Origin of the sequence: uncultured Dubosiella sp. (assembly GCF_964018005.1) — a bacterium.
GTDB lineage: Bacteria > Bacillota_I > Bacilli_A > Erysipelotrichales > Erysipelotrichaceae > Dubosiella > Dubosiella muris.
On the sequence record NZ_CAXHOA010000010.1, the window covers coordinates 68,666 to 82,706 of the forward strand.

Sequence of the window (14,041 nt, forward strand, 5' to 3'; positions counted from 1 at the left end):
ATGATTTATTTTGATAACGCATCGACAACCTCCGTTCGCCCGGAGGTTGCTCGTGTTTATAAGAAGCTTGTCGAGGAAAGTTTTGCGAATGCCGACTCAATGCATTCACCCGGACGCAAAACGAAGCGGCAGCTAGAACAGGCGAGGGCGCACATTGCCCGTTCTCTGGGCGTTGACGATTCGGAAATCGTGTTTACGAGCTGCGCCAGCGAATCCAACTCGCTGGCCATCGTCGGCTACGCTTTGGCGAACCGGCAGCGCGGCAACCATATTTTAACGAGCAACGTGGAGCATTCAAGCACCCGGCACGCGATGGACTTTTTGGAGTCGATTGGCTTTGATGTCGAGCGGCTTCCAATCAACGAGCGAGGAATCGTGAGCGCGCAGGCGGTCAAAGACCATTTGCGCAAGGACACGCTGCTTGTTTCGCTGATGCATGTCAACAACGAAATTGGCTCGATCAATCCGATCGAAGCAATCGCGGATGTCGTCCATACGCATCCGACGTGCGTTTTCCATAGCGATTGCGTGCAGAGTTTTGGCAAAATCGACATTCCGTTTCAAAAGCTGGACATGGCGACGATTTCGGCGCATAAAATTCATGGGGTCAAAGGATCGGCGCTGCTGATGAAGAAAAATCGGATCCAGCTGCAGCCGCTTGTGTTTGGCGGCCAGCAGGAGCAGGGACTGCGGGGCGGCACGGAAAACGCGCCGGCCAACATCGCGCTGGCGAAAACGATCCGCTTGGCGCTGGAGGAACAAGAAAAGACGTACGACCATGTGAAGACGATTCGAGACACGCTCAAGACGTGGGTCGAGTCGTTTCCGGGCGGCCATGTTTTGTCGCCAGAAGACGCGCTGCCGTACATTTTAAATGTCAGCTTTGATCAAATCACCAGCGAGGTTTTATTGAACGCGCTGGATGAAAAAGGAATTTGCGTTTCGGCGAAGAGCACGTGCGATTCGCGCTCGTCTCAAGCCAGCGAAGTGATTTTGGCTTTGAATCATTCGAAAAAAGACGCTTCCCACGCGATTCGACTGTCTTTTTCAAAAGACAACACGCTGGAGGAGGCGAAGCAGTTTATGCAGGCAATGAAGGAGATCGTGGAAAATTATGGCTTATCGTTATGACCACATTTTGATTCGTTACGGCGAATTGTCGTTAAAGGGAAAAAACCGTAACAGTTTTATTAAACAGCTTTTAGCAAACGTGAAGCTCGCTTTGAAAGCCTATCCTGGATTGGAGTTTGAGAAGCAGCATGACCGGATGTATATTTATTTGCATGACGAAAATCCGGAAGCGGTCAGCGAAACCTTGGCGAAAGTGTTTGGAATCTCGTCGTTTTCCCTGGCGGTCAAGACCGAGCCGGATATGGACGCGATCGTCCAGGCGTGCATGGAATCTTTGGATTTGTCCGAGAAAAAGACGTTTAAAGTGGCGGCCCGCCGCAGCGACAAAAACTTTCCGGTCATTTCCGATCAAATCAACCGGATCGTCGCGACGGCCATTTTGAAAAACAGCGACTGGAAAGTCGATGTCCGAACGCCGGATGTCAAGATCGTGGTCGAGGTCCATAGCGACGCGGCGTACATCATGACGGATAAGATTCCGGGCGCGGGTGGCTATCCGGTGGGCGTAGGCGGCAAGGCAATGGTGCTGCTTTCGGGCGGGATCGACTCGCCGGTGGCCAGCTACTTGATGATGAAGCGTGGCGTGCATATTGAATGCGTCCACTTCGCGGCGCCGCCGTACACGTCACAAAACGCGCAGGACAAAGTGATGGCGCTGGCGGAGCTGATCAGTCCGTATCAGGGCGAGATTCTCGTGCATGTCGTGCCGTTTACGGATTTGCAGCTGGCGATTTACCAAAACGCCGACGAGAGCTACGCGATTACGCTGATGCGCCGCATGATGATGCGCATCGCGACGAAGCTGGCCCAAAAACGCCATTGCCAGGCGATTGCGACGGGCGAGTCGATTGGCCAGGTGGCTTCGCAGACGCTCGAGTCAATGCAGGCGATCAACGCGGTGACGACGATGCCGCTGATTCGTCCGGTCGTTTGTATGGATAAAGTCGAGATCATCGACATTTCCAAAAAGATCAACACGTACGAGACGTCGATTTTGCCGTTTGAGGATTGCTGTACGATCTTCACGCCGAAAAACCCGGTGACGAAACCGCGGATTGAAAAGTGCGAACGCTATGAATCCCGGTTTGACTGGGAAAAAATGGTGGACTGGTGCGTGGACGATGTGAAGTCCTACTGGATCCATCCGGGTGTTTCCAACGAAGAGGAACAGGACGAGGATTTGTTTTAAAAGTGTCTGCGAGGACACTTTTTTTCTTGAAAAGTGACACGGAAGGTGTTTCGTTTTTAATCTTCTTTTGTATAATTGATACCGAAGGAGAAGGTTATGGCAAAAGCACAGACGAAAGCCACCGAGAAATATCGAGCGAAAAAAGGCATTATCACCAAGTCGATCAAGATTTCCAGAGAGTTGAATGAACAGTTTATTCAGGCTTGTGAACGTGCCGGAATCAGCCAGGCTCAGGCTTTTAAGACATTTATGGAGCAATTTATCACGGCTCATCAAGAATAGGAATGGGATTCGGTTCTCATTCTTTTTTTATGGCACGGAAACGTGTAAAATGGGAACATGAATTGTAGTGTATGTGGGAAAAAACTAAACAAAGAAGGAAAGAGTTTTTGTTGTGAAAACGGACACCGGTTTGATATCGCGAAGCAAGGCTATGTGAATTTGTCGAGAAAGCAAAAGGAGACGGGTGACAACAAGGCGATGGTGCAGGCGCGAACAAACTTTCTTGAAAAAGGGTATTACGACTTTTTAAGAAAACAGGTGGCGGCGCAAATCGAATCGCTCCATCCGCATTCGCTTGTCGATATCGGCTGCGGGCAGGGATATTACACGATGGCGTTCGCTGCGCCGGAAAAATATGGCATCGACTTGTCGAAGGAGGCGATCGTGTACGCGGCGGCTCACGACAAATCAACGCAATATATCGTGGACACGATTTACGACTTGCCGTTTGCGGATGGCTCGCTGGACGGCGTCGTAAGTATTTTCACACCGCTGCCGTGGAAGGAAATTGAGCGGGTGCTCAAACCGGGTGGCTTTTTGATTACGGTCAGTCCGGCGAAGAAGCACTTGATCGAGCTGAAGGAACAGCTGTACGAGAAGGTGTATGAAAACAAGGAAGAGCGCGAGGATGTGGGAAACCTTGTTCTCGTGGACGCGAGTGTGGTGAGTGATAAAAAACGGGTGGACGACGTGTGGGATTTGTTCGAGATGACGCCGTACCGGTACAAGAGCCCGAAGGAAGGGATGGAGCGCGTGCGGGCGCTCAAGGAACTGGAAGTCACCTTTTCGTTTTTGATGAAGACATTTAGAAAGAAGAGCCTATGAAATTAAAAATTAAAAAGTGGGGAATCAACGGGGAAGGTATCGCGTACTATAAAAAGAAGCCGGTATTTGTGATGGGTGCCCTTCCGGATGAAGTGGTGGATGCCGAAGTCGTGGAAGACCGGGATCGGTATCTTTTGGCGGAAACAAAAAAGGTGCTGGAGGCTTCGCCGCGGCGTCGCAAGCCGATGTGCGGCATTTGGAAGGAATGCGGCGGCTGTCCGTTGATGCATGTCGACTATAAGGGACAGGTGCGGATGAAAGAGGCGAGCCTGAAGGAGGCGCTGAAGAAATATGCGGGGTATACGGGACCGATTTTACCGGTTTTGAAAAATCCGGACGTGCTGGCGTACCGGAACGCGTGCAAGCTGCGGTTTTTCAATGACGATGGAAAACTGGGGATCGGCTTGTACGAGAAGGATTCGACGCATGTCGTGAAGATGGAGCGGTGTCTCGTTCATGAAAAGGAACTGGAGCGGGTGCGTGTCGACATTTTGAAGGTGCTGAACGAACATCATGCCAAAGCGTTTTCGAAGCGGGACGATGCGGGGTATCGCACGCTGGTTATGAAATCGTTTGATGGCAAGATCCAGGTCGTTTTGGTGACGGGTGCGCAGGAAATCGAACCGGAAGTCGTACAAGGCATCATGGCCATCGAAGGGGTCGTTTCTTTGTGGCAAAGCGTGAAGTCGCGGGATGAAAACGAGGTGGATGTTTTCGGTAAAACGATGATCCATTTGGCTGGCGAGGAAAAAATCGAGGTGCAGGTTTGCGGCTTGAAGCTGCATTTGTTGCCGCGTTCTTTTTTTCAGTTGAATACGAAGCAGGCGCAACGGCTTTATGAAGTGGTGAGGGAATGGACGCCGAAATCGAAGGGGATCGTGGAGGCGTATTGTGGCATTGGCGCGATGGCACTGCTCGTGAGTGGCAAGGCGAAGGAAGTCGTCGGGATCGAGTCGATTGCGGACGCGGTCGTCAACGCGCAGGAAAACGCAAAGCAAAACGGAATCGAAAATGTACGGTTTGTGTGCGGCGACGCGGGCGTTGAATTGAAGAAGATCGGGCAGACGATGCCGGTGGATACGTTGATCGTGGATCCGCCGCGTTCGGGTTTGAATGCGCAAATGCGGGAAGCAATCCGGGAGTCGAAGATCGAAACGATCTTGTATGTATCGTGCAATCCGAGCACGCTGGCGAAGGATATCGCGGATTTGAAGGCGTATCGCATCGTGAAGGTGCAGCCGGTGGATATGTTTTCCCAGACGCCGCATGTGGAGACGGTAGTTTTGATGTCTAGGAAAGAGAAATAAATAGCGAAAAGTAGCGTGTTTACGGGCTTTTTTGAGATTAGTAGGTAGCTCAGGAGAGTCCGTATTTCTTATATTGAAACATATCTACTGTAAAAACGGTCGTAGGGTTTAAGCAGTGGATTAGATGTTATAGAAGGCGGAGTTTTGTATGCCAACTAAAAAGCAGTATTTTGTACCACGTGTTTATATGAAAGCTTGGGAAACGCAAGTAGAAACACTTAAAGAGTCTGATAAAAAATTCAATGGAATTTATGTAAGTAAAAACGGAAGTACTGGTGATGGAGAAAACAGAAATTCCGTATTTTGGAAACCACATCTGTATACCATCAATTTTAAGTATTCTTCTATTTGCGATTCATGTGCTAAAGTAAGACTGCAGTTTGTTGACATGATTTACGCGTTGCTAAGAAATAAATTTGGAAAACTAGGATATAGCTTTATCAAAACCAAGAAGAGCATAAAGAAGCATTTTTTGAAATATATGATTGGGAATTTTATTATGATGATGGTAATGCTGCAAAGAAAGATGCTGTTCTAAAACAGATAGATGCGCTTAATTGTTATACTTTAGAAGAATCATTTAATGATTTCTTAGAAAAAAACCGGGAAAACACTATGTATTACAGACCATTATGAATGGTTTACTGAAGAGTATTCTGACCAAGATGATTTTAAACATTGGTGAAATAGCATCGGGCAGGGCCTTATTGCTTCTTCGTTAGAGCATCAATGCCATCTTAAATGATGAAAAACATGATTATAAGCTGATGGAGCATTGCTCTAACGACAACATCTATACAGAATCACTTGGTGAGTTAGCGTACCAGAAGAGGTGTTGAATGATTTAAAACAATTCTTTTTACGTCTGTTCAGCAAATACAGTGTTTTATAGAGGATCTAGTTCTTTCAGTTTTTTTTAGAAGAGAAGTAACAAAAAGGAGGTCTCTTGTTTGAAAAAGAAAAAAAACGAAGTAACCATCCGTTCTAGTGCAGCGGAATATTTAACCTATGTTGCCTCTGTTGGCGACCAACAGGACAGCCTTGAAATGCGTTATGAAAATGAGAATATATGGCTGACACAGAAGATGATGGCTGCACTATATGATGTGAATGTTCGGACTATAAACTATCATGTCAAAAAAATATTTAGTGATAGTGAATTGCAGGAAGATCCAGTTATCCGAAAATTTCGGATAACTGCCGCTGATGGAAAAAGCTATAGCACAAATCATTACTCTCTGGAGATAAGGGAAATATGAGAGATATGGCAACTCTGAATCAATTACTGGTACTTGCAAATTTGGAAAGTTATAATGCTGTTTTGATTAATCAGGGGAAGAAACAGAAAGAAAGAATGGAATTACTTCGACAGTTGGCGGTACAACAGTTGCAGACATTGGAAAATGTGAGTTTAAATAATTTGCCGAAAATAGAAAAAGAAAAATAGAAGTAAATAGATAAAGAAAAAAAATAGAAATTACTTTTGGATCTTCTTATGAGTAGGTGTACATGATTTATAGAGTGGTGGCATAGTTTTTTTGCGCCGGTTAAGGAGTGATTTGAATATGATTGAACTACTACTAGATGCTATTGTATCGCTTGGCTCTACCGAGGTGCAGAATGTTCTGACTTCAGTTGGAGAGAGTGCGGTAAAAAAATTTAGAGAATCACATGCATGGAAGAAATTAATTGTTGGTACAGGGGAATTCTTTATTAAAAATGAACAGGAAGAGAATTCGTTTTTCGAGGATTTAGAACTTGTATTGTCGAGAGAAAATTTAACTCAGATAGCGAAGGAATTAAAATCTGACGAAGGATATGAATTGAAACATAAACTGTATAATTCTCTTATGAAACTGATGAATAATTATGAAATTCCTTATGAAGTTGCTGAAACTTACACAATAAGAATAATTTATGCAGTACTTGAACAGCTAAAAACAATCGCTCCTGATAAATATGAACATTATTTCCTACAGGAATGGAAAGAAGAGCAGGAAAGAAGTTTTCTGGAATTACAAAATCGGATCGATAAGATGTCGAATGAGCTCGCAATTTACAATCGTGAGCAAGTAGCAATAGCATCTTCTGGAAAAATGGATATCGAACTTAGAAGAAAAACTCAAAATCCATCCATTGGAATAGAATTTTTTATAGTTGATGATGAGCGTTTTCAAGATGAATTTGAAGATCAGAGATATGAAGAATTAGTCTTTGTGAGGGGGCGTAGCAGAGAAGAAACTATTTACTGTGTCCTTAATGAATTGTGGAGATTTAATGACAAACGCCCTATTTACATTGTTAAAAATATAGAGTCATGGAATAAACTTCATGTATTGGAAAATGAAGGGAATGTGTACATTCCTTGGTTCTATGCAGAAGAAATTGTAGCGATTGAGAATAACACTAATATTTTTGTGATAGATGAGAATACTCCAGTATTTAACAAGAAAGTTTTAGAGTTACGCCCAAGAACGCGGGACACGTTATCAAGATGTTTAAAAGAAGCGGGAATGGAGTATGATAAAGCCTATGCTCTTTTAGCAGATACGCATGGCCTATATGCACAGATGAAAAAACAACTGTTTAGAGGGGAATATTTAAAAATACCTTCTTGGATGAAACGTGTTAGTGATAGAGCGAAAAAGACATGTCTCCTCATTGGAAGTTGGGAAGAAATCGAAGGTGATAAATTAATCATTGAATCTTTGTATGGTAATTCATATGATAGATTCCTAGAAGAGGTTCTTCCATATGCGAAAGGAGAAGATCCTCTCCTATACATGATAAAGCGTAATGGATCTATTTCATACTATTTGGCAAGCGCGGAAAATATATGGAGTTATCTTAATGTTCTGACTAACGAAAAGATTTGGCAATCATTTGTCACGGCTGCATATGAAGTGATTAATGAATCAGAGAATCTTTTTACTTATGATAGCCATGAAAGATTGATAGCACAGTTTAAAGACGAAAAGTTATTCTGGTCTGAAACAATGCGAAAAGGTATGTTGAAAACATTGCTCATCAAAAGCGCATATCAGAATGATGAAGAAACGCAATTAACTTTAAACAGATGGACCTCAAAAGTATTAGATTGTGTAAAAACAGAAAAACAGTGGATTTATATCTCTAAATTTTGGAGAGAACTCTGTGAAATATCTCCAGAAGCCACATTGGAAAGGCTTGAAAACGAATTGAATGAAGATACAGGACTTCTATGCCTGTTTCAAAATCAATCAAGTGATTTCTTTTTCGGAAGAAATGCGTATATTGATGTTCTATGGGGAATTGAACAGTTTCTTTGTCAAAGAGAGTATTTTTGGCGGGCGTTTAGATGGCTTTTGAAATTAGATGCTTGCTATTTTGAATACAAATCAAATTCTCCTAAAGACATTTTCTCAAAAATATTTTGTATATGGATGAATTTTTCTTCTCTTCGGACTGCAAAGGAAAAATTAGCAGCGGCCGAAATTGCTTTTGACATTGATTATAACAATATATGGGAATACTTGTATTCGGTAATCAATAATAGTAGAAGAAGTATGGTTGGTGAGTTATCACCACCAAAATATCGGGAGTATGAAAAAGCACAGCCAGCTACTATAGCCGAAATGAGAAAGGCACATTTAGGCTATTTTGAGCTTCTTATAAAGCACATGAATTTTTCGGTAGATCGTTGGAAGAAAATGATTGATTTAACAGACGAATTGCCTCAAGAATTAAGAAAGAATGTTTTTGAGCAACTTTTGTATGAACTCAGCCAAATGTCTGATGAAGAAGTAATGCGGATTAAAAATAAGATTAGACATCTCATCTATAAAGATAGATATTTTTCATCTTCGGATTGGTCAATGCCAGAAGAAATAATTGCTGAATACGAAAAACTTCTCGATAAAATTAATATTAAAACTATAGAATATGAATATAGCTATTTATTCATAAACAATCATGATTATCCACTTCTTCATCCTATTCCTTATAAACAAAGAGGGGAAAGCGATGATAACGAATCAGCCACACAAGAGTTGATTCGAGATAAATTAGTAGAATTCCAATCATATGGCTATGATTTAACCGTATTGGCAAAGGTTTGCGCCCAAGAATCATTTTCTACTTTAGGATATTATTTAGCTAAATATTGGAATGATGGTAAATGGGATTTTGCAACGTTTAAAAAACTATTAGCAGTTCAAGTATCAGGCACAATCGCAATTGATTATTTAAGAAATATAGGAAGCAGTGATGTTAAACTCTGTGATACAATTATTGAGGATTTGTCAAATAATAGTTGTTCGACGGAAATTTTGGCGGAAGTATATAAGATAGAAGGGCAAATAACCAAAGAAATTCCGCTTGTTACATTCGCCTCTGAAGAGATAAAAAAAGAGTTTTGGAAAAAATGCTTTTATTGTGATGACCACAGTAAGTTTTGGGCATTAGCAGAATGTAAAAAGTATGCTACTCTTGCTGTTTATCTGGATCAAGTTCATTTAATTCACTATCGAAATCCTTTGTCAGCGGAACAGATCTTTGAGTGTTTTGAAGATATTGAGAGTATGCCACATTCAGAAGGAAATCAGTTGACAAGCTATCATGTTAAACAGCTTATAGGTGTAATTCAAGAGGCGTATATCAATGATCCGCAAAAATGTATCAGAATCGCTCATCTTGAGATTATATTTATGAATTTTTTGGATTGGAAGAATATGAAATGCTTTTGTCATATAATCAAGCAGTCTTCGGAATTATTTGCACAACTGGTAGAAGTGGTATTTAAAAAGGATCATAGCACAGTGGAAAATCATTCAAAAGATCAGGCATACATTCACAATATGTATACAATCTATGAGAAGGCTCGATTTTGTCCGACAGAAAGTAATGGAGAAGTGTCAGAAGAACAGCTAGAACAATGGATAGAAAAATATAGACAATTATTGCTTGAGAATCATCAAGAAAGCTTGTTTGAGACAACGCTTGGACGTTTGTTTTCTTTTTCGCCGGTCGGTACTGACGGTCATGAACCATGTGAAGCGGTCAGAAAAATGATTGAGAAATATGGCGATGAAAAAATGAACAGAGCGTATCAGGTAGCCGTATATAATCGTCGTGGCGTATTCAGTCCTTCAGCAGGAAAAGAAGAACTTAGGATGGCGAAGGAGTTTAAAGAGAATGCTCAGTATTTAGAATCATCTTATCCTAAAACAGCAAAGATTTTTTATGGATTGTATGAAACCTATAAGAAAGATTCTGAAAGAGAAAGGAAGGATGCTGAAAATGGCTGGTACTAGTATTTCTTCCAGAATAGGTTCGAAGGTAATAAGAAAATATGGGATATATCTCATTAAGAAAAAAATTGGAAACGGTGGAAATGGCATTGTTTTTGTTGCAGATATTATCGAGGGAGGAGATTCATTACCAAAAACAAGAGATTACGCTATCAAATTTTTGAAAGTAGCACTAAATGACGAGAAAAAACTAGAAAAGAGAAGGATGCAATTTAGAAAAGAAATCGAAACAGCTCTTTTCTTTCAAGATAAAGTTAGCGGAATAATTCCTGTATACTAAGGTAAGCACCAAATTCTACTCATATTCCAAAATAAAAAGTTTTCTCTGATAATTAATACGAATAGCTCAGTTAACTGTTTATTGATTACAAGGAGGCTTTATTTTATGCTTAATCATTGCTCCAATGAAGAATGGAGCGTTATTTTCGACGAGCAAAGCAACAGTGGCATGAGTGTCAAAGAGTTTTGTGCTTCATGACACACTTCTTGCAAAACTTTTTATGCTGCAAAACATCGCAGTATCCATTCACCCTTAGATCAAGGTCAAAAGGTCGTCTCGGTCCGGTTTGCTCAACCATCAAGGAATCAATACTTCTCAAAAAATATGTGTATTCCATCATGCACGAAGAGGGAATGAAATCGCACTATATTCAAACATAGGACAAAAAGCTGATTATGGCATTTTACAGGATGCAGGTAAGGTGTCAGCTGAAATCGCAAAGCTTCATGCTGAAACAGAATTTGAAAAGTATCGTATCATTCAAGACAGGCTGTTCATGTCTGATTTCGATAGGTATATGCTGGAACTGGAAGAAAACGCAAAGAAATGATGTGCTGACTTCGAGTTGAGACGATGGCTTCAAAGCGGAAACATTTCTATGATGACCTATTTCCTAAATGACCCATCAAAGGTTGAGACAGTAGAGATTCCGTCTGCTCCTATATTATAGTAGCAACATGGAATTATTGATATGTTTCCGCAAACTATCGAAAATCGACTCAAAATCGGGAGAAATGTTACGATATTGTGGCATCAATCAGGATGTATCGTTCCATGTGGAGACGGTTGTGCTGCTTTTCAAACTTTAAATCGAATGTTGGGATACAAAAGTCATTGACCGGATGTCATAGGCAGAGCAGTTTGCCTTCTATTGAAGAAATAGAAAAAGAATTAGAATAATGACAAAATAAACCTCTTTAAGAAAAGAAAGTAATCCAAAAATTCTGTTTTAATATAAATCTAAATTTAAATTCGGTTCCACTTCTAATTTTTTTTTGAGATTCGAGTAGCGTCTGCATATCCAAAGCGTTCACTATAAACTACAATGATTCCAGAGGTGAACGATATGAATAATAAAGTAGTTATGATGATGGCCGATGGTGTAGAGGAAATCGAAGCGACGGTTCCATTTGATTTAATGTGGGAAGCCGGTTTGAATGTGGATCTTGTCAGCGCCCAAAACAAATCCACCGCGATTGGAGCGAATGGCATGGTCTTCGCGAATTTAAAAAATTTAAAGGGATACGATTTTTCGGCGAATGATACGCTGGTTTTGCCAGGCGGTGCGGCGTATCAAGTCTTCTTAAATACGCCAGAAGTTTTAGAGCAGGTGAAAGCGTTTGCGCAAAATCCACAAAAAGTTCTTGGCGCGATTTGCGCGTCCGCTTCCATTCCGGGAATGCTTGGACTTTATCAAGGCAAAAAGTATACTTGTGTGCCGGGTTTAAATGGTGATTTTGGCGGGACGTATGAAAATGTCCATTCGGTAATTGACGGAAACCTCGTGACGGGAATTTCTGTTGGCGGCGCGTTTGATTTCGCCTTCAACTTGATCAAGGTTTTAAAAGGCGAAGCGGAAATGAAGAAGGTGCAGGAGAACACGTGCTGGATTCTTCCAAAACAAAAATAAACATTTATTCAACATCTTGCAGCCATGTGAGATGTTTTTTGCAACGAAAAACAGATTTTCAACTTAAAGACTATAAGATTTTGATAAAATGAAAAAAGGAGACGAATAATTTGAACAAGATATTCTATAGATAGCGGATTACAGGAGGATTCAGTAATCTGAAAATTCTGAATAACGGCCGCTGATCGTGGGAGCGATAGCGCTACCCAATATTTATTGGAATAATCATTGCGATTAGAGTACGGTTTAGAAAACGGAGAATCCAATCATAAAGAATTCCCCCCTTCAAAGTCTTAATCGTAGAGGATGAATATCAATTCTTCGAAAGAAAAATTGAAAAATCCAGCTATTCGGAAATTCCGGATAGTTCAAACCGAAAGTTCACGTCAGGTGACTCGGGATACGAAGCATTATAATCTTTAGATGATTGTTATGGTGTAATTGGGCAACCGTTATACCATTAAAACCCGGGAAGGAAAATCGGAAAAAGTAGGTATGATCGAAAAGTGGCGGTAAAATGTGGTGGTAAAAAAGTGGCGGTAAAACCCAGTGAGAAAAAACTGGGCCAATATGACGCCGTTCTTGCCTCCATGGTTCCAGGAAAAGAATATCCAGCCGTATTCTTTTGCGATGTATTGCATGTGAAAATAAGCCGAACGAGAAAGATATTAAAAGAACTGGTCGACTTTGAAAAAATAGAAATTGTCGGCACATATAGAAATCGACAGTATAAGTTGAAAAAGTAGAACAAAGAAAGAAGGAATCAACATGAGCAAATACGATCCATTGTGGCACTGGATCCAGGAACGTGAAACACCCGATTTTGTACTGGAATTTGATGAAATCGGGAAAATCCTCGGGTTTCCCCTGGACCATTCGTTTCTAACCTTCAAAAAGGAATTGCCGGCATATGGATTCCAAGTCCAAAAGATTTCCATGAAAAATAAGACGGTGGCGTTCAAAAAAGAGGAGGCAAAGTAAATTGAAAACTTTGTACGTTTCCGATTTGGATGGCACATTGCTGCGCCAAAACGAGCGCACATCCGACCACACGAACGCCATCATCAACCAATGCGTCCAGGACGGCATGCTTTTTTCCTACGCTACCGCCAGGTCATGGCATACGGCCAAAAAAGCAACCGCGGACTCGATGCGCCCATCCCGCTCATCGTCTACAACGGCGCGTTCATCGTCGACAACGCGACCGGGAAAATTTTGCTGGCCAACACCTTTGGCAAGGAAGGCGCCGAGATTCTCGAAGATTTGATTGCGCACGACATCGTGCCCATTGTCTACGCGCTCATCGACGGACAGGAAAAATTTTCCTTTCTTCCCCTACGATGCACGCCCGAAATGAACCGGTTTCTCGCCACCCGGAAAGGGGATGTTCGCTCACGCGCCGTCTCCAGTCTTGAACAACTCAAGCAAGGCAAGATTTTCTATTTGACCTGCATTGGTCAGGAGGAAAAACTCAAGCCCATGTACGCCCGTTACCGCGACCGGTTTCATTGTGTATTTCAAACCGATCTTTACACCAACGATCCGTGGCTGGAAATCATGCCTCAAGCAGCGTCCAAATCCAACGCGGCAACAAAGCTCAAAGAGAAACTAGGGTGCGATCGACTTGTCGTCTTCGGCGATGGAATGAACGATCTCGATTTATTTGAAAAAGCCGATGAAAGCTACGCCGTGCAAAACGCCGTCGCGCCCCTAAAACAAATCGCCACGGGCATCGTGCCATCCAACGAGGAAGATGGCGTCGCCATGTGGCTGGAAAGGAACTGGAATCATGAACACGAAACGATATGAATACGATACAACTATCCATGAAAACGAGCGCGGCGGCGCCTACGTCGCGTTTCCGTGGAATATTCGGGAGGAATTTGGTAAAGGCCGTGTCAAAGTGCACGCGACCTTTGACGGCGTTCCCTACGATGGCAGCCTCGTCAATATGGGAATCAAAGACGAGAAAGGCGACATTGTCTACATCATTGGACTTTTAAAGTCGATACGGACCCGTCTGGAAAAGGGAGAAGGTGACACAATCCACGTCGTCGTTGAATCGAGAGAGTAAGTCTCTCCCTTTTTTTACGCCCTCCTAAGTGTCAT

15 protein-coding genes and 1 pseudogene are annotated in these 14,041 nt (G+C 42.2%); all 16 read left to right on the forward strand.

The window, feature by feature from the left end:
- The 16 genes and pseudogenes from ABNS49_RS08235 to ABNS49_RS08310 all read left to right on the forward strand — a co-directional run bounded on the left by ABNS49_RS08235 (position 1) and on the right by ABNS49_RS08310 (position 14,006).
- Entirely contained in the window at positions 1-1,131 is a 1,131-nt protein-coding gene (locus tag ABNS49_RS08235) for a cysteine desulfurase family protein (RefSeq protein ID WP_135979462.1), read from the forward strand.
- A complete protein-coding gene (thiI, locus tag ABNS49_RS08240; RefSeq protein WP_135979461.1) occupies positions 1,115-2,320 on the forward strand; it encodes a tRNA uracil 4-sulfurtransferase ThiI in 1,206 nt (401 codons plus the stop codon). The genes ABNS49_RS08235 and thiI overlap by 17 nt, the downstream gene beginning before the upstream one ends.
- Positions 2,321-2,416: 96 nt before the next feature.
- The gene (locus ABNS49_RS08245; protein WP_135979460.1) at positions 2,417-2,602 is read left to right on the forward strand and encodes a chemotaxis protein; all 186 of its coding nucleotides are present in this window, start codon (positions 2,417-2,419) and stop codon (positions 2,600-2,602) included.
- 57 nt (positions 2,603-2,659) lie between these two features.
- Positions 2,660-3,427 (forward strand): methyltransferase domain-containing protein, encoded by a 768-nt coding sequence (locus tag ABNS49_RS08250; RefSeq protein ID WP_289197461.1) that lies wholly within the window; start codon positions 2,660-2,662, stop codon positions 3,425-3,427.
- Positions 3,424-4,734 (forward strand): 23S rRNA (uracil(1939)-C(5))-methyltransferase RlmD, encoded by a 1,311-nt coding sequence (rlmD, locus tag ABNS49_RS08255; RefSeq protein WP_135979458.1) that lies wholly within the window; start codon positions 3,424-3,426, stop codon positions 4,732-4,734. The genes ABNS49_RS08250 and rlmD overlap by 4 nt, the downstream gene beginning before the upstream one ends.
- 148 nt (positions 4,735-4,882) lie before the next feature.
- Complete coding sequence (locus tag ABNS49_RS08260; protein WP_135979457.1) at positions 4,883-5,272, forward strand: DUF4238 domain-containing protein; 390 nt, start codon at positions 4,883-4,885, stop codon at positions 5,270-5,272.
- Positions 5,273-5,684: 412 nt separating this feature from the next.
- Complete coding sequence (locus tag ABNS49_RS08265; RefSeq protein ID WP_277820743.1) at positions 5,685-5,993, forward strand: hypothetical protein; 309 nt, start codon at positions 5,685-5,687, stop codon at positions 5,991-5,993.
- On the forward strand, positions 5,990-6,181 hold the full coding sequence (locus ABNS49_RS08270) for a hypothetical protein (protein WP_277820742.1): 192 nt from the start codon (positions 5,990-5,992) through the stop codon (positions 6,179-6,181). Before ABNS49_RS08265 ends, ABNS49_RS08270 begins: the two co-directional genes overlap by 4 nt.
- Positions 6,182-6,299: 118 nt before the next feature.
- The gene (locus ABNS49_RS08275; RefSeq protein WP_135979456.1) at positions 6,300-10,025 is read left to right on the forward strand and encodes a hypothetical protein; all 3,726 of its coding nucleotides are present in this window, start codon (positions 6,300-6,302) and stop codon (positions 10,023-10,025) included.
- The gene (locus ABNS49_RS08280) at positions 10,012-10,302 is read left to right on the forward strand and encodes a serine/threonine-protein kinase (RefSeq protein WP_168353517.1); all 291 of its coding nucleotides are present in this window, start codon (positions 10,012-10,014) and stop codon (positions 10,300-10,302) included. The genes ABNS49_RS08275 and ABNS49_RS08280 overlap by 14 nt, the downstream gene beginning before the upstream one ends.
- A gap of 400 nt (positions 10,303-10,702) precedes the next feature.
- Positions 10,703-10,852, forward strand: a pseudogene (locus ABNS49_RS08285) (cell filamentation protein Fic); the annotation flags it as partial.
- A gap of 516 nt (positions 10,853-11,368) precedes the next feature.
- A complete protein-coding gene (locus ABNS49_RS08290; RefSeq protein WP_168353516.1) occupies positions 11,369-11,932 on the forward strand; it encodes a DJ-1/PfpI family protein in 564 nt (187 codons plus the stop codon).
- Positions 11,933-12,438: 506 nt separating this feature from the next.
- Positions 12,439-12,678, forward strand: a complete 240-nt coding sequence (locus ABNS49_RS08295) for a hypothetical protein (protein WP_135979453.1) — start codon at positions 12,439-12,441, stop codon at positions 12,676-12,678.
- Positions 12,679-12,700: 22 nt separating this feature from the next.
- Positions 12,701-12,913, forward strand: a complete 213-nt coding sequence (locus ABNS49_RS08300) for a hypothetical protein (protein ID WP_135979452.1) — start codon at positions 12,701-12,703, stop codon at positions 12,911-12,913.
- Between the two features lie 90 nt (positions 12,914-13,003).
- Positions 13,004-13,741 (forward strand): HAD hydrolase family protein, encoded by a 738-nt coding sequence (locus ABNS49_RS08305; protein ID WP_277820740.1) that lies wholly within the window; start codon positions 13,004-13,006, stop codon positions 13,739-13,741.
- Positions 13,722-14,006, forward strand: coding sequence for a DUF1905 domain-containing protein (locus ABNS49_RS08310; protein WP_135979451.1), 285 nt, complete (start codon positions 13,722-13,724; stop codon positions 14,004-14,006). Before ABNS49_RS08305 ends, ABNS49_RS08310 begins: the two co-directional genes overlap by 20 nt.
- The last annotated feature ends 35 nt before the right edge of the window (positions 14,007-14,041 follow it).

Excerpts from the sequence above, each read along its gene's own strand:
- ABNS49_RS08250 (WP_289197461.1), top strand. The coding sequence starts at position 2,660 with ATGAATTGTAGTGTATGTGGGAAAAAACTAAACAAAGAAGGAAAGAGT.
- ABNS49_RS08300 (WP_135979452.1), top strand. The coding sequence starts at position 12,701 with ATGAGCAAATACGATCCATTGTGGCACTGGATCCAGGAACGTGAAACA.
- ABNS49_RS08280 (WP_168353517.1), top strand. The coding sequence starts at position 10,012 with ATGGCTGGTACTAGTATTTCTTCCAGAATAGGTTCGAAGGTAATAAGA.
- ABNS49_RS08260 (WP_135979457.1), top strand. The coding sequence starts at position 4,883 with ATGCCAACTAAAAAGCAGTATTTTGTACCACGTGTTTATATGAAAGCT.
- ABNS49_RS08305 (WP_277820740.1), top strand. The coding sequence starts at position 13,004 with ATGCGTCCAGGACGGCATGCTTTTTTCCTACGCTACCGCCAGGTCATG.
- ABNS49_RS08275 (WP_135979456.1), top strand. The coding sequence starts at position 6,300 with ATGATTGAACTACTACTAGATGCTATTGTATCGCTTGGCTCTACCGAG.
- ABNS49_RS08235 (WP_135979462.1), top strand. The coding sequence starts at position 1 with ATGATTTATTTTGATAACGCATCGACAACCTCCGTTCGCCCGGAGGTT.
- thiI (WP_135979461.1), top strand. The coding sequence starts at position 1,115 with ATGGCTTATCGTTATGACCACATTTTGATTCGTTACGGCGAATTGTCG.
- ABNS49_RS08310 (WP_135979451.1), top strand. The coding sequence starts at position 13,722 with ATGAACACGAAACGATATGAATACGATACAACTATCCATGAAAACGAG.
- ABNS49_RS08245 (WP_135979460.1), top strand. The coding sequence starts at position 2,417 with ATGGCAAAAGCACAGACGAAAGCCACCGAGAAATATCGAGCGAAAAAA.
- ABNS49_RS08270 (WP_277820742.1), top strand. The coding sequence starts at position 5,990 with ATGAGAGATATGGCAACTCTGAATCAATTACTGGTACTTGCAAATTTG.
- ABNS49_RS08290 (WP_168353516.1), top strand. The coding sequence starts at position 11,369 with ATGAATAATAAAGTAGTTATGATGATGGCCGATGGTGTAGAGGAAATC.
- rlmD (WP_135979458.1), top strand. The coding sequence starts at position 3,424 with ATGAAATTAAAAATTAAAAAGTGGGGAATCAACGGGGAAGGTATCGCG.